This window comes from Acidovorax sp. K2F, assembly GCF_025246485.1.
In the GTDB taxonomy this organism is placed as follows: domain Bacteria; phylum Pseudomonadota; class Gammaproteobacteria; order Burkholderiales; family Burkholderiaceae_C; genus Acidovorax; species Acidovorax delafieldii.
Genome location: NZ_JAOBSQ010000055.1, coordinates 24,156 through 39,443 on the forward strand (window position 1 = coordinate 24,156; position 15,288 = coordinate 39,443).

Consider the following 15,288-nt stretch of genomic DNA (forward strand, 5'->3'; position numbering starts at 1 on the left):
AGCCTGTGATGCACCTCTACGTACGCACGTTGACCCGAAACGCTTCCCACGGTCTGGCAAGTTGCTGGCCCCGGGCGGCGGAAAAAGATCGGGTGATGGCCCCCCAAAGCGGCTCCAGAACAAGATCGCATACCCGCCCTACCAGTGCATAACACCCTCTCTATGTACACCGCCAAAGGCCAGCTTGATCGCGATGCCATGATCCGCCAGCATGTACCGCTGGTCCGGAGGATTGCGCACCACATGATCGCCAAGCTGCCTCCCAATGTCGAGCTGGATGACTTGATCCAGGTCGGCATGATGGGGCTGGCCGAAGCCCTGTCGCGCTACGAAGTGGCACAGGGCGTGCAGTTTGAAACCTTTGCCACCCAGCGTATCCGGGGCGCCATGCTCGACGAGCTGCGCGAGGGCGACTGGATGAGCCGCAGCTCGCGCAAGAGCCAGAAAGACATTGAACACGCTGTGCACCGGCTGGAGCAAAAGCTGGGACGCAGCCCGCTGGAGTCCGAAATAGCCAGCGAAATGGGCATGAGCCTGGCGGACTACCAGAATCTGCTGGGCAAGGTCCGGGGTACCCAGCTGGTGTACCTCGAAGACATGACGCATGGCAACGACGACGAGGATGGGTTTCTGGACCGCCACGTTGCCGACAGTGCAGCCGACCCGGTGGAGCTGCTGCGTGATCAACGGCTCAAGACGTCACTGGTCAACGCCATCAAAACCCTGCCGGAGCGCGAGCAGCACATCATGGGCATGTACTACGAACATGACATGAACCTCAAGGAAATTGCCGCCGTGCTGGGCGTCACCGAGTCGCGCGTGTGCCAGCTGCACAGCCAGTCCATTGCCCGGCTGCGGGCCAAGATGCGCGCGCACTGAGCGCCCCCACCGGCGAACACCAGGCGCCGCGCAGGTCGTTGCGCAGGGCCATAGGGTTACGGGCCGCCGCTTTTCGCGACCGGGCCCACAACCCCTTCAGAACAATGGATGCCGCTCAGCCTGCAGAGCGGTAGATGCGCGCCACACCCGGCGCGGCTCCGCGCGCCCCCAGGCCATTGCCATAAGTAGCCGCCGCATTGGGGGGCAACAGGCCAGCGGCTTGGCGGTCCGTGCTGGCAGCAAGCCGGGCCAGGCTTTCACGGTGCAGGATCAGCATGCTGCGGATCGCATCCGCGCGCTTTTGCAGCGACGCTGGCAAGGGCAACCCCCGCGCGGCCGCCTGCTCCAGCGCACGCGAAAAATCGGCCGCTGCATCACGCAAGGCCGTGCTGTTTTTTTCCAGGGAGGTGGGGTCGGCCGCGAGAAGTGCGGCGGAGACTTTTTCGATCAGCTGCTCAACAGCCGAGAGAGATTCTTCCAGAGACATGGCGCATTGTGCGATGGATTGCGCCCGGTAGCAAAACGCCGGTCAACCCCGCGAGCGGGACAGGATCTCCTGGGCGTTGGACAACAGCTTGTCGGCGATGGCTTCGGCGTCGACCGAGAATTCGCCCTTTTCGATGGCAGCGCGCACTGCCTTGACCTTGCCTGCGTCAAAATCTGCCGTGCTGCGGGTGGCAGGGCTGAGCGCCCGGGCCGCGGTGGACACAGTGACAGGCACACCGGCGGATGACGCCATCAGTGCGTCCTTCGTGGCTCCTTCAGCAGCGCTGGCTGGGGCCTTGGCTTGCTTGGCAAGCCCCGTCGGCGGCAACCCGCCCGGCAGTTCCGGTGTTTGACCTATCTTCATCGCTCTCTCCACCACCCCGTTGGATGTGGGGCATCAGTAGCAATGTTTTCGACCCATTTGGCCCGGACTTTAGCCATTTATTACCGGGGCGTCATCACAGAGTGACATCCACTGTCCCAGAATCATTCACAGTTCCACTTACGATTCGGCCATTCTCCATGCGCACGCGCACAGTCTGTCCGGCAGAGCCTGCGGTCAACGCCTGGCCCGCAGAACTGACCGCATAGCCTGGCCCCTGGGCCACCACTTTCACCTGGGCACCGGCCTTGAACAGCAAGGGGGCACGCACCATGGCCTGGCGCACCGCCTGCCCCGCCACCAGTTGGCGGGCCGCGGTCTGCCCTACCCACAGCTCGGGATTGGCCATGACGGGAGAGGAATCGGCCGCCCAGTCCACTTCGGCCTCTGTGGCGTCATTGGCCGTCAACACGGCACCGGGCGCCACATTGTTGGTCAACACCCAGGCTGGGCCAAACGCCTTGATGGTGACGGGCAAAAACACGTTCCATGCGGTGGCGCCCTCCACGCAGCGCAGCCCCAGACGGGTCCGGCCCCACAGGCGGGCACCTACGGGCAGATAGGGTTCAACGCGCGCACAGGGCGCCAGCCGCAGGCGCGAATCCAGTGAGCCAACACTCACTTCCATACGCAGTGGCAGCGCGGAGGACGGATTGCGGGCCAACGCATCGTCCAGCCAGCGCTGGGTAAGCGGCCCCAGGTCCGCCGCGGGGTCTGCCGCCGACTGGGCGTGCGCAACACCATGGGGGCCCAGCGCAGCCACAGCCAATACACCCACCAGGCAGAACGTACGCACCAAGGCGCCGGCACGCACAACGTGCGACTGCCGGGTGGCGCCCCACAGCGCGGCGTCGGTGTTGGCGTCAGAGAAAAGGAAGTGGGCGGTCATAGGGGCCTCCTGGGCATCGGCTGGCCAGGCTGCCCGCGCACGGGGTGCTACGGAAGGCAGGGGCCATTTCACCCCTGGAACTATAGGCAGATGACCCGGACGCAAAACCCGGAACTGCGCATCCATTTGCCACTTCTTCGCGCTTTAGAAAAAGGGCGCGGTTTCCATAATCGAACCACGCCAAAAGCCCCCCGGGGATGGCGACTTTGCAACCGACGGTGTGAGGCACACATGCTTGACAAGATGACCAACCAGCTGAATTTTCACGGCAACGCCCTGGTGCTGCGTGGGGAACGTCAGCGCGCCATCGCCAGCAACATTGCCAACGCCGACACCCCTGGCTATGTGGCACGCGACTTCAAGTTCGGCGACGCGCTGCGCGAGGCCACGGGCATGACTTCTTCCGCCACAGGCACTGCCGGCGCGGCGGTCACGCGGCTTGCAACCGGAAGCTCGTACGGAACTGCGGGCACGACCGATCCGCACCATACTCCGCTGCCCACCGTGAATTCCAGCACCAGCATCGACCGGCAAGGCGCCCTGGGCTATGCGGTGCAAACGCAACCGAGCCTGGACAACAACTCGGTGGACCTGGACCGCGAGCGCGCTAACTTCGTCGACAACGCCGTGCGCTATGAAGCCACGCTGCGGTTCATCAACGGCAACGCCAAGACCATGCTCAGCGCCATCCAGGGCCAATAACCAGCCAGCCCCGCAGCGCAGAAAGCGAGCCACCCCATGTCCATGTTTTCGATTTTCAACGTATCGGGCAGCGCCATCAGTGCGCAGTCGCAGCGGCTCAACGTGGTGGCCAGCAACCTGGCCAATGTGGACGCCGTGGCAGGCCCCGATGGTCAGGCCTACAAGGCACGCCAGGTGGTGTTCCAGACAGCGCCCATGGGGGCCGACAGCTCTGCGGGTGTCAAGGTCAGCGGTGTCAGCGAAAGCAATGTGCCGGGCCGCCGCGTGCACGACCCCAGCCACCCGTCGGCCGACGAGCAGGGGTATGTGACGCACTCCAACGTCAACGCGGTTGAGGAGATGGTCAACATGATCTCTGCCTCGCGCTCGTACCAGAACAACGTCGAGGTCATGAACACGGCCAAGTCGCTGCTCCTCAAAACCCTGCAGATGGGCCAGTAAGGCAAGAGCCTGCTCCAAGAAGGACACCACCATGATTCTCAGTGCCACCAACGCCCCCACGGTGACGGACTCGTCCAGCACCAAGGCCAACGCGTCCACCGACCCGGCTGCCGCGCAAGACCGCTTTTTGAAAATGCTGGTTGCGCAGCTGAACAACCAGGACCCGATGAACCCCCTGGACAACGCCCAGATGACTTCGCAGATCGCGCAGATCAACACGGTGACCGGCATCCAGCAACTGAACCAGACCATGCAGAGCATGGCTTCGCAGTTCAACTCGCTACAGGTCATGCAGGGCACAGCCCTGGTGGGCCGCAATGTGCTGACCGAGGGCTCCAGCCTGGCGGTGGCGGACAAGACCGGCAAGGGCGGCTTCGAGCTGGGCTCGGCCGCCACCAACGTGAAGATCGAGGTCACAACCGCAGGCGGGCAGGTGGTGGACACCATCGACCTGGGTGCCAAGGCAGCGGGCCGCCACACCTTCGACTGGGACGCCAGCCAGTACACCGGCTCCACCGAAGGGCTGCAGTTCCGCGTGACGGCCGTCAATGGCTCCACAAAGCTGGACTCCACCGCACTGAACCTTGCCAAGGTGACGGCCGCAGGCGCCGAGGACGGACAGCTGGTGCTGAGCCTGTCCAACGGCAAAACCATCAACTACAGCCAGATCAAGGCCTTGGTGTAACACCAGCCTGCTTCGTATCGCGTCAACAGGAGAACACCATGAGTTTTCAGCAAGGCCTGTCCGGCTTGAACGCCGCCAGCAAGAACCTCGATGTCATCGGGAACAACATTGCCAACTCCAACACCGTCGGGTTCAAGGCCTCGCGGGCCGAGTTTGCCGAGATGGTGGCCTCTGCCATCGGCTCGGCAGGGGGCTCCAATGCAGGCATCGGCGTGGAAGTGGGCGCCGTGGCGCAGCAATTCACCCAGGGCAACCTGACCATCACCGGCAACAGCCTGGACGTGGCCATCAATGGCAATGGGTTCTTCACCCTCACGCTGCCCGATGGCACCGCCGCCTACACCCGCTCCGGCAACTTCAAGCTGGACAAGGAAGGCAACATGATCACCAACGACAACGCGTCGGTGATGGGCTACCCGGTAGACCCGGTGACGGGTCTGCGCACCGGCACCGACCCCATCCCCATGGTGTTCCCGACCGCCGAGCCGATTCCCGCCAAGCAGACCACCACGATCACGGCGGCCTTCAACCTGGATGCCCGCGCCACCGACGCGGCGGGCAACCCCGCAGCCACGCCCCCCATCCCGGCCACGCCGCGCGCCACCTATGGCACGTCGATCAACGTGTTCGACAGCCAGGGCGTGGCCAAACCGGTGAGCCTGTACTTTCAGAAAACCGCCACCGCCAACACCTGGGACGTATACGACGCCCTGGACGACCCCACCGCTGTGCCGCCCGTGGTGGCCACGCCCATCGGCCAGATCACTTTCGACAACAACGGCGCCATCACCGGCCCGGTGGCCACGCCACCCGCCACGGGCTTTTCGCTGCCGCTCACCATCAACCCCACGCCGCCCAACCCCAATAACCTGCCCACCTATACCGTGGACGTGAGCCTGGACAAGGTGACGCAGTTCGGCAAGAAGTTTGCGGTGTCCAACCTGAGCCAGGACGGCTACACCTCGGGCGAGCTGACCGGCATCAACATCGAGAACAACGGGATGATCATGACCCGTTATTCCAACGGCGTGACGCGTGCCGAGGGCCAGCTGGCGCTGTCGAGCTTCCGCAATACGCAGGGCCTGGCCTCGGTGGGCAGCAACAACTGGGTGGCCACCTTCGAGTCGGGCCAGCCCGTCGTCGGCACCGCCACGGATGGCAGCTTTGGCTCGCTGCGCTCGGGCGCCCTGGAAGACTCCAACGTGGACCTCACGGCCGAGCTGGTGAACATGATGACTGCCCAGCGCGCCTACCAGGCGAATGCACAGACCATCAAGACGCAAGACCAGGTGATGTCCACCCTGGTGAACCTGCGCTGACCGGCTGACCCCCCACTGAACCCGTCCAGGACCCCGGAGATCCCCCATGGACCGCATCATCTACACCTCGATGACAGGCGCCAACGCCGCTGCCCACCGGCAGGCGGTGCTGTCCAACAACCTCGCCAACGTGTCCACCGGCGGGTTCCGCGCCGAGATGTCCACCTTCCGCTCGGTGCCGCTGCAGGGCGACGGCGCCAAGACGCGCGTGTTTGCGCTGGAGGCCACCTCGGGCTACGTCAATACCCCCGGCCCCGTGCAGCGCACCGGCCGCAATCTCGACGCGATGGCCGCAGGCAATGCCTGGTTTGCGGTGCAGGGACTGGATGGCACCGAGGCCTACACCCGCGCCGGCAGCTTCGAGGTGTCGGCCACGGGCCAGCTGCTCACCCCCACCGGACTGCCTGTGCTGTCGGATGGCGGCGCGCCCATCGACGTGCCGCCCGGAGCCGATGTGTCGCTCGGGTCGGACGGCACCGTGACCTCCAAGATTCCGGGCCAGCCCGCCCAGGCCATTGGCCGCCTCAAGCTGGCCACGCCCACGCCCGAAGATCCGCTCAAACGCGGCGACGACGGGCTGTTCCGCACCACCTCGGGCGACCCCATGCCCAACGACGCCAACGCCCGCATGCTGTCGGGCGCGCTGGAGGGCTCGAACGTGAACCCGGTCGAATGCATGGTCGGGATGATCGCTGCATCGCGCCAGTTCGAGCAGCAGATGAAGCTGCTGCAGACCGCCCAAACCAACGACAAGACCGCCAGCCAGCTGCTGAGCATGAACGGCTGATGCCGCTGCCCCACCCTGCACGCACCCGCCAAAAGGAAGCACCATGATCAACTCCCTCTGGATCGCCAAGACCGGCATGTCTGCCCAGCAGACCCAGCTCGACGTCATCTCGCACAACCTGGCCAACGTCTCCACCACCGGCTACAAGCGCAACAACGCGGTGTTCGAAGACCTGATCTACCAGAACCTGCGCCAGGTGGGCGCCAACACCACCGAGCAGAACCAGCTGCCCACCGGCCTGCACCTGGGCCTGGGCGTGCGCACGGTGGCCACCAGCCGCAACTTCATGCAGGGCAGCCTGCAGGAGTCCAAGAACAACCTGGATGTCGCCATCAACGGCAACGGCTTCTTTGAAGTGACCATGCCCGATGGCACCGTGGGCTACACCCGCGACGGCTCCTTCCAGGTCGATGCCCAGGGCCGCATGGTCACGTCCAGCGGGCTGCCCGTGGTCAATGGCATCACCATTCCGGCCAACGCCACCAGCGTCAGCATCAGTGCCGAAGGCGCCGTGGCAGTCACCGTGCCGGGCAACACACAGCCGCAGACCGTGGGCAACCTGGCCATGGCCAGCTTCATCAACCCGGCCGGCCTGGAGCCGATCGGGCAGAACCTGTTCAAGGAATCCGCCGCCTCCGGCCAGCCCCAGCAGGGCACCCCCGGCACGAACGGCCTGGGCATCATCAAGCAGGGGTTTCTGGAAGCCTCCAACGTCAACGTGGTGGAAGAGCTGGTCACCATGATCCAGACCCAGCGCGCCTACGAGATGAATTCCAAGGCCATCCAGACCTCGGACCAGATGCTGGCCAAGCTCGCCCAGCTGTGACCGGAATGCCCCCCGCGCTTTTGCCCAGGACCTTCGCCATGCGCACTTTCACACGCCCTCTTCGCCTGCTGCAGGCACTTGGCTCGCTGCGTGCGGGCATCCCCGCGCTGGGCGCAGCACTGCTGTGCGCCGGCTGCGCCACCCTGTCGCCACCGCCGCCGGTGGACATCCTGCCCACCACCCCGCCCCCGCTCGCCGCTGCACCGCGCACCCCGCCCCCGGTGACGGGCGGACTGTTCCACAACGCCAGCTACCGGCCCGCGTTTGAAGACCGCCGCGCGCGCCTGGTGGGCGACAACGTGACCATCCAGATCGTGGAAAACGTGACGGCCAGCCAGAAGTCGTCGTCCACGGTGGACCGCACCTCCGAAGTCTCTGCCGGCGTGACCGCCCTGCCCTTCACCAGCAAGACCTTCACCGACAAGCTGGGCGTGGGCGCCAATTCGGGCAATGCGTTCTCCGGCAAGGGCGGCACCGAAAGCGCCAACACCTTCACCGGCTCCATCACCGCCACGGTGGTGGATGTGCTGCCCAACGGCCACCTGGTCATCACTGGCGAGAAGCAGATCGGCGTGAACCAGAACGTGGATGTACTGCGCTTTTCGGGCACGGTGGACCCACGCGCACTGCAACCCGGCAGCATCGTGAACTCGACCCAGGTCGCCAATGTGCGCGTCGAATCGCGCGGACGCGGTGCACAGAACGAAGCCCAGGCGATGGGCTGGCTGGGCCGGTTCTTCAACACCGTCACGCCGTTCTGACCAGCCCGGGCGCCCTGAGTGCGCCATCACGCCCAGTACGCCCCTCCCCCTCCTCCCGGTATCTGGCGGGAGGTTGGGTGCTGCTCTATTCACTACGAATTTGATAGCTATTGGCGCATATTGCACTGGCGCCTCCGGCCGTTTTTGCTCAAAAATGGCCCGCCAGACCGCTCACAGGCCGCGTCTGCGCACCCTTTGCCAACGCGGCTTCAGACGCAGCCAATAAGCCGGTGAACCCGCTTCTTTTTGGGTTTTAGTTCTGGCCATGGCCCACCACAATGGATGCCATGAAAGCCTCGTCCCACTCCCCCCTGACCCGCACGGCGCGCGCGCTGTGGCTGCTGCTGGCCCTGGCGGCCGCAGGTCTGGCAACGCCTGCACAGGCCTTGCGCATCAAGGAAGTGGCGGCGGTGCAGGGCGTGCGCAGCAACCAGCTGACGGGCTACGGCCTGGTCGTGGGGCTGGACGGCACGGGCGACCAGACCACGCAGATGCCCTACACCACGCAGGCCATGTCCAACTACCTGCAGCAGATGGGCATCAGCCTGCCCCCCGGCACGGCGTCGCAGTTGCAGCTCAAGAACGTAGCGGCGGTAATCGTCACGGCGCAACTGCCCGCCTTTGCCCAGCCGGGCCAGCAAATCGACGTGAACGTTTCGTCCATGGGCAACGCCAAGTCGCTCAAGGGCGGCACACTCATCGTCACACCGCTGCGTGGCGCGGACGGCGAGATCTATGCGCTAGCCCAAGGCAACATGGTGGTGGGCGGCGCTGGCGCGTCGTCCGGTGGCAGCAAGGTGCAGATCAACCACCTGAGCGCAGGCCGCATTCCGCTCGGTGCGCAAGTGGAACGGGCCGTGCCCACCCCGCTCAACGAAGGCGACACCATCAACCTGGGCCTGAACGCCTCGGACTTCCAGACCGCCCGCCGCGTGGCGCAGGTGATCAACGCCAAGCTGGGCAACGGCCTGGCCACTGCGCTGGACGGCCGCACGGTGCAGGTGCGCGCTCCCATCGACCCCGGCGCCCGCGTCGGCTTCATTGCCGACCTGGAAGAGCTGCCGCTCGAATCCTCCACGCCCTCTGCCAAGGTGGTCATCAACGCCCGCACGGGCTCAGTGGTGCTCAACCAGTCGGTCACGCTGGGGCCTTGTGCCATCGCCCACGGCAACCTGTCGATCACCATCAGCTCCACGCCCGTGGTCAGCCAGCCCAATGCGCTCTCCCAGGGGCAGACGGTGGTCACGCAAAAGAGCGACATCACCATCAACCAGGAACCGGGCAACGTGATCCAGATGCCCGCGTCGCCGCAGCTGGCCGACGTGGTCAAGGCCCTCAACACGCTGGGCGCCACACCCGGCGACCTGCTGGCCATCCTGCAGGCCATCAAGGCCGCCGGCGCGCTGAACGCCGAGCTGGAGGTGATCTGACATGGCTCGCCCTGCTGCTGCCGCTGCGCGCATCATCCACCGGGAGCGACCATGGCCCTGACCCTGCCCTCGTCCAGCACCTCCAGCCCCTCGAACGCGCTGGCGGTCGATATCCGCTCGCTCAACTCCCTCAAATACGACGCGGGCACCGCCAACAGCGCACAGGTCACGCGCGAGGCAGCCAAGCAGTTTGAATCGCTGTTCATGCGCGAACTCATCAAGAGCATGCGCGACGCCACCATGAAGTCCGGCCTGATGGAGGGCGAGCAGACCAACCTGGGCCAGGACATGCTGGACCAGCAGCTGTCTGTGAATATGTCAGGCCTGCAGGGCGGCCTGTCCGAAGCCATCGCCCGCCAGCTTTCGCGCCAGATGGGCGGTGCGGACACCAACTTCTCGGTGCCGTCCACGCTGAGCTTGCCGCAGGCACAGAACCGGTCTGCAACCTCCGCCACCACGTCTTCCGTCGATACCACCCTGCCCGTCCCCAAGGGCCGCGAAGGCTTTGTGCAGCACCTGAGCGGCACCGCCGAGCGCGTGGCGCAGGAAAGCGGCATTCCCGCCAGCTTCATGCTCGGCCAGGCCGGGCACGAAACCGGCTGGGGCAAGAGCGAGATCAAGACCGCCAACGGCGGCAACTCGTTCAACCTGTTCGGCATCAAGGCGGGCAAGGGCTGGACCGGCAAGGTGGCCGAGATCACGACCACCGAATACATCAACGGCACACCGCGCAAGGTGGTGGCCAAGTTTCGCGCGTACGACTCGTACGAGGATTCCTTCCGCGACTACGCCAAGCTGATCACCGACAACCCGCGCTACGAAAAAGCCCAGGCCACCGCCAAGACGGGCTCTGCCGTGGCCTACGCGGCCGAGCTGCAAAAGGCCGGTTACGCCACCGACCCGGAGTACGCCAAGAAGCTCAGCGGCGCTATCAACAGCGCGCTGCGTGTACAGCGCGCCCAGGCGTGATGGACGAGAAGAACCGAGGTAAGCCATGAGTCTGCTCAACGTCGGCGCCCGCGCCCTGCTGGCCAACCAGGTGGCCTTGCAGACGGCAGGCCACAACATTGCCAACGTCAATACACCCGGCTATTCGCGCCAGACGGTGGTGCTGCAAACCGTCCAGGGCCAGTTCACGGGCGGCGGCTACATCGGCCAGGGCGTGGATGTGCAGACCATTCTGCGCAACCAGAGCGAGCTGCTCACGCGCCAGTCGGCTGCCGCCGGATCGACGCAGGCTGCGGACGCCATCCGCGCCCAGCGCCTGAGCCAGTTGCAGGAAGTGTTCAGCGGCGGCACCCAGGGCCTGGGGGCCGCCATCAACGACATGATGAACGCGTTCTCGGACGTGGTCAGCAGCCCCACCGACATCACGGCACGCACGGTGGTTCTCACGCGGCTGGACGAAACGGCCGCACGCATGCGCACCGCCAGCGACCGGATCAACGAGATCGAATACACCGTCAAGGAACAGCTGCAGAGCAGCGTGACCGCCATCAACAGCCTGGCCACGCAGATGGCGGCGATCAATGAGCAAATCGCCCGTGCCACCGGCAATGGCCAGAGCCCCAACGACCTGCTGGACCAACGCGACCAGATCATCCGCGACATTAACCAGTACGTGCAGACCACCCAGATCCCGGCAGATGACGGCACCGTAGGTTTGTTCGTGGCGGGGAGCCAGCCCTTGGTGCTGGGCAGCACGGCCACCAGCCTGTCGCTGGGAGATGCAACCGCGTTCCCTGGCAGCGGCCAGTCCAAGCTGTTTTTCAACCGCCCTGGCGCCACCCCCGTTGAACTCGACGAGAACGTGCTGGGTGGTGGCACCGTCTCGGGACTGCTGCGCTTTCAGAACACGGACCTGAGCGAAGGGCGCAATCTGCTGGGCCGCATGGCGCTGGCCATCGGCATGACGATGAACGACCAGCAGAACCTGGGCCTGACGCTGGACGGCGTGCCAGGCAAGGACCTGTTCGCCTTGCCCACCAGCATGCCGGGCTATACCAACGGCGCAGGCGTGGGCACGGTGTCGTTCACGGGTCCCACGCAGTTTGAAGCCTCGGACTACGAGATCCGCTTTACCACCGGCACGGCCGGCCAGGTGGTGCGTCTGTCCGACGGCAAATCGACCCCGTTCACCGACGCCGCCAACCTGGCCACGCTGCAGATCGACGGGCTCAACTTCAACCTCACCACGCCCGGCAACCCCGGCGAGCGCATGCTGTTCAAGCCGTTCAGCACGGCCGCCAACAACATCCAGGCGCTGGTGTATTCGCCGCGCGACTTGGCCGCAGCCAACCCCATCAACGCAGCCATGGGCACCGCCAACGGCGGCACCATGCAGCTGGGCAACCTCAAGGCCACGGGCCTGCCCAACCCACCGGGGCTAGTACTGCCGGCAAACGCCAACCCGACAGCTGTCCCGCCTATCCTCGGGGGCATACAGCTGCAGTTCAATGCCGGCCCCCCCACCACCTACGACGTCCTCGACCGCGGCACCGCGCCTCCCACGTCGCTCGCCACCGCACAGCCCTACACATCGGGGCAACCCATCTCCATCAACGGATGGGAGATCACGCTGCAAGGCACCCCCAAGACCGGCGACACCGTCGTGATCGGCAATGCCCTGGACCCCCAGTACGGCGACGCCTACACGCGCAATGCAGGCAACGCTAATGCCCTGATGGGGCTGCGCGACGTCAAGATGTTCGACGAATCGACCCTGAGCGACGGCTACGCCAGTGCCATTGCCCAGGTGGGCACACGCACCCAGAGCGCCAAGTTTGCAGAACAGCTGTCCTCCACCATCGCCGCCAACCTGGAGCGCGACCGCACGGCCGTATCGGGGGTGAACCTGGACGAAGAGGCCGCGAAGCTGATCCAATACCAGCAGGCCTACCAGGCCTCGGCCAAGATGATCCAGATTGCGCAGAACATTTTTGATTCGCTGATCCAGGGCCTGGGCCGATGAACGGAGCCCTAGCGTGAGGAGTTCGACATGAGCACAAACATCTACCGCGTCGGCACGGCCAACATGTATGACAACGCGCTGCGCAACCTGGGCGCGCGCCAGACGAGCCTGACCACGCTGCAGGAAAACCTGACCTCGGGCAAACGCGTGGTGCGCGCCAGTGACGACCCGGTGTCGGCAGCTCAGGCTGAGCGAGCGCTTAACCGCCTGTCGCGCATCCAGACCGAGCAGCGTGCATTGGAAACCCAGCGCAATGCCATTGCGCAAGGCGAATCCTCCTTGGGCGACGCAGTGAATCTGATCCAGAACTTTCGGGAGCTGGTGGTCAGTGCGGGCGACGCCAGCATGACCCCCAACGACCGCGCTACGGTGGCCAACCAGCTCCAGGGTTTGCGGGAACAACTGGTCGAAGTGGCCAACCGAAAAGACACCAACGGCATTCCCTTGCTGAGTGCCTTGGGCAGCGCGCTGGCGCCGTTCCTGGGGCCCCTGAGCAGCTCGCCCGACTACATCTTCCAGGGCTTGCCGGGTCAGACGGCGAGCAACGGCGTGACGGTTCCCGGGGCACTCGACGGCGATTCTGCCTTTATGTTCGACCCCAACCGTGACGGTGTTTACACCGCCGGGGTCAGCAGCATTCCGGTAGGCCGACAACTCACCACGACGGCCATCACGCCCACCAACAAAGCGTTGGTGACGGGTGACAACTACACCATCACCTTCAGCGCCGTCGGTCCCGGCGCCACCACGGGCACCAGCACCGCGACGTACACCATCACCAACACCACCACAGGTGCTGTCTCCGCCCCGGTGGTGGTGCCAGACTACCCGACCGACAAGCCGGTCACCATTTCAGTTCCCGGTATTCCGGGGCTTTCCTTCGACATCAAGGGCAACCCGGCCAACGGGGATACCGTCACCCTGCAACCCAGCGCGAGCATGTTCAGCACGCTGGACAGCGCCATCAATGGCATTCGCAACGCTCCCAACAACAACGGTGCGATCCAGGCCGTGGGACAGGCCCTGGCCAACATCGACATCGGACTGGAACGCGTACACAACATGCGCAGCTACGCTGGCGAGCTGCTCAACCGCGCAGACCGCATCACCGGCGACCAGGACAAGCGTTCCATCCAGCTGGAAGGCGACCGTTCGCGGGCAGAGGATCTCGATATGATCAAGGGCATTTCCGACTTCCAGAACCAGCAGGTGGGGTATGAGGCTGCACTCAAGTCCTACGCGCAGGTTCAGAAGTTGTCGCTGTTCAACTTTATTGGCTAGCAGCCTGCGCGGCAGGGGTGTTCGGGCGTGGCGTCCGGCGTACCCGGTGCCTCCAGGCGGCAGCACCGGCTGGTGTACGCGGCGACTCCCATCCCGCGCGTGCTGGCCGGCCCCGTTTTTTGCCTGAGAGCACATGGTCCAATCCGTCCTAGGTAGCCTGATCCTGGGCTACCGCCCTCTGTGGAACCGAGCCCGCAAACTCGCAGGCATCCAGCTGTACGCCCACAACGAGGCCTCGGCCACCGTCGATGGCGGCCACCTGCTGCGCACGCTGCAGGAGCTGTGGTCGGCCAGCTCGCCGCCGCTGCTGATCTCGGCGCAGACCCGCCAGCTGCTGTGCGACCTGCTCGAAAACGCTCCGCGTGCCGCGCCATGGATCGAGGTGCGCGGCGAGTGGCTGTCGGACTCGGCCATTTATGACCGCGTGAAGGCCGCGCACCAGCGCGGGCTGCGCCTGGTGTGGCGTGGCGACATGGACAAGTTGCCCGAACCCGAAATAGCCCGCTGCTTTGACAACAGCCTGCTGACACTGCGCCCCGAAGACGCCGTGGCCGCATTGCAGACCACACCACCCCGCCCGGGCAGCGCCGCAGCCGCTGCGCCCCCACCGGCGGCCAAGCGGGCTCCCAGCCCGGTGCTGGCCGGCCAGATGTACGAAAACATTGCCAGCCGGGCCCTCATGGAACACTGCCTGGACCAGGGCAACGCGATGGCCCTGGCCGGCTGGCCGACCGAGGACGTGCTCTACAGCCTGCGCCACCACCCGCAGCAGCCGTCACACGCAGTGATCTTCAAGCTCATGAAGGCCATCGACGACGAGCAGTCGCTGGAGACGTTTGAAGACATCATGGGCGAAGACCCGCTGCTCGCCTACCGCTTCATGGTGTACACCAACTCGGCCGCGCTCGGCCTGCGCACCGGCATCGATTCGCTGCGCCGGGGCCTGGTGATGATGGGCTACAGCTCCATCAAGCGCTGGCTGTCCGACCAGCTGCCCCATGCGAGCACCGAGGCCAACATGCAGCCCGTGCGCGAAGCCATGGTGATGCGCGCCCAGCTCACGGCACGGCTGCTGGATGCAGGCATCGAGAACGACCTGCGCCGCGAGATCTACCTGTGCGGCCTGCTCTCCCAGCTCGACGAGCTGCTGGGCGAGCCGCTCGGCACCATCCTCAAGCGCCTACCCCTGTCCGAACGCATCTACGACGCCACCGTGCTGCGCACCGGCCCCTACACCGGCGGCCTGCAAATGGCCTGCGCGCTGGAGACGGACGACGCCAGCGCCATCCGCCAGCTGTGCGAGACCTTCGAGATGGACCTCGAAGAGGTCAATCGCGCGCTGCTGCGGGTGTTGTCGGATCTGGAAGTGGAAAGAAAATAAGCCCTGCCGAGCAGCTGCGCGTGTCCTCCCCAGAGGCTGCCTCCCGTTGACCCAGTGAGGCGCCAGCT

The 15,288-nt window shown here is 65.3% G+C and carries 16 protein-coding genes; 13 read left to right on the forward strand and 3 right to left on the reverse strand.

The features are described from left to right. Positions 1-162: 162 nt before the first annotated feature. Positions 163-879, forward strand: coding sequence for an RNA polymerase sigma factor FliA (locus N4G42_RS21440; protein ID WP_056065675.1), 717 nt, complete (start codon positions 163-165; stop codon positions 877-879). Between the two features lie 115 nt (positions 880-994). On the opposite strand, the gene N4G42_RS21445 is transcribed toward N4G42_RS21440, so the two are convergent. The 3 genes from N4G42_RS21445 to flgA form a co-directional block, all read right to left on the reverse strand. Then, on the reverse strand, positions 995-1,366 hold the full coding sequence (locus N4G42_RS21445; RefSeq protein WP_260668660.1) for a hypothetical protein: 372 nt from the start codon (positions 1,364-1,366) through the stop codon (positions 995-997). 42 nt (positions 1,367-1,408) lie between these two features. Continuing rightward, the gene (gene flgM / locus N4G42_RS21450; protein ID WP_056065669.1) at positions 1,409-1,729 is read right to left on the reverse strand and encodes a flagellar biosynthesis anti-sigma factor FlgM; all 321 of its coding nucleotides are present in this window, start codon (positions 1,727-1,729) and stop codon (positions 1,409-1,411) included. A 94-nt stretch (positions 1,730-1,823) separates the two neighbouring features. Beyond that, positions 1,824-2,636 (reverse strand): flagellar basal body P-ring formation chaperone FlgA, encoded by an 813-nt coding sequence (gene flgA / locus N4G42_RS21455; RefSeq protein ID WP_260668661.1) that lies wholly within the window; start codon positions 2,634-2,636, stop codon positions 1,824-1,826. A gap of 231 nt (positions 2,637-2,867) precedes the next feature. Here flgA and flgB point away from each other — a divergent pair, with 231 nt between their 5' ends. From flgB to N4G42_RS21515, 12 genes are all read left to right on the forward strand, one after another. After that, on the forward strand, positions 2,868-3,338 hold the full coding sequence (gene flgB / locus N4G42_RS21460; protein ID WP_260668662.1) for a flagellar basal body rod protein FlgB: 471 nt from the start codon (positions 2,868-2,870) through the stop codon (positions 3,336-3,338). A 36-nt stretch (positions 3,339-3,374) separates the two neighbouring features. Continuing rightward, complete coding sequence (gene flgC, locus N4G42_RS21465) at positions 3,375-3,779, forward strand: flagellar basal body rod protein FlgC (protein ID WP_056065662.1); 405 nt, start codon at positions 3,375-3,377, stop codon at positions 3,777-3,779. A gap of 31 nt (positions 3,780-3,810) precedes the next feature. Continuing rightward, complete coding sequence (locus tag N4G42_RS21470; RefSeq protein ID WP_260668663.1) at positions 3,811-4,464, forward strand: flagellar hook assembly protein FlgD; 654 nt, start codon at positions 3,811-3,813, stop codon at positions 4,462-4,464. A gap of 38 nt (positions 4,465-4,502) precedes the next feature. Then, on the forward strand, positions 4,503-5,783 hold the full coding sequence (gene flgE, locus N4G42_RS21475; RefSeq protein ID WP_260668664.1) for a flagellar hook protein FlgE: 1,281 nt from the start codon (positions 4,503-4,505) through the stop codon (positions 5,781-5,783). A 46-nt stretch (positions 5,784-5,829) separates the two neighbouring features. Beyond that, a complete protein-coding gene (gene flgF / locus N4G42_RS21480; RefSeq protein WP_260668665.1) occupies positions 5,830-6,570 on the forward strand; it encodes a flagellar basal-body rod protein FlgF in 741 nt (246 codons plus the stop codon). A 43-nt stretch (positions 6,571-6,613) separates the two neighbouring features. Continuing rightward, positions 6,614-7,396, forward strand: a complete 783-nt coding sequence (flgG, locus tag N4G42_RS21485) for a flagellar basal-body rod protein FlgG (protein ID WP_056648212.1) — start codon at positions 6,614-6,616, stop codon at positions 7,394-7,396. A 38-nt stretch (positions 7,397-7,434) separates the two neighbouring features. Continuing rightward, on the forward strand, positions 7,435-8,157 hold the full coding sequence (locus N4G42_RS21490; protein WP_055398313.1) for a flagellar basal body L-ring protein FlgH: 723 nt from the start codon (positions 7,435-7,437) through the stop codon (positions 8,155-8,157). A gap of 278 nt (positions 8,158-8,435) precedes the next feature. Beyond that, positions 8,436-9,587 carry a flagellar basal body P-ring protein FlgI gene (locus tag N4G42_RS21495; RefSeq protein ID WP_409557857.1) on the forward strand — a complete coding sequence of 384 codons (1,152 nt, stop codon included), beginning with the start codon at positions 8,436-8,438 and terminating at the stop codon, positions 9,585-9,587. A gap of 51 nt (positions 9,588-9,638) precedes the next feature. Next, the gene (flgJ, locus tag N4G42_RS21500; protein ID WP_260668667.1) at positions 9,639-10,556 is read left to right on the forward strand and encodes a flagellar assembly peptidoglycan hydrolase FlgJ; all 918 of its coding nucleotides are present in this window, start codon (positions 9,639-9,641) and stop codon (positions 10,554-10,556) included. Positions 10,557-10,581: 25 nt separating this feature from the next. Then, positions 10,582-12,558 carry a flagellar hook-associated protein FlgK gene (gene flgK, locus N4G42_RS21505; protein ID WP_260668668.1) on the forward strand — a complete coding sequence of 659 codons (1,977 nt, stop codon included), beginning with the start codon at positions 10,582-10,584 and terminating at the stop codon, positions 12,556-12,558. Positions 12,559-12,585: 27 nt separating this feature from the next. Further along, positions 12,586-13,839 (forward strand): flagellar hook-associated protein FlgL, encoded by a 1,254-nt coding sequence (gene flgL, locus N4G42_RS21510; RefSeq protein ID WP_260668669.1) that lies wholly within the window; start codon positions 12,586-12,588, stop codon positions 13,837-13,839. Positions 13,840-13,972: 133 nt separating this feature from the next. Continuing rightward, positions 13,973-15,220 (forward strand): HDOD domain-containing protein, encoded by a 1,248-nt coding sequence (locus N4G42_RS21515; protein WP_209820597.1) that lies wholly within the window; start codon positions 13,973-13,975, stop codon positions 15,218-15,220. Positions 15,221-15,288 lie beyond the last annotated feature (68 nt).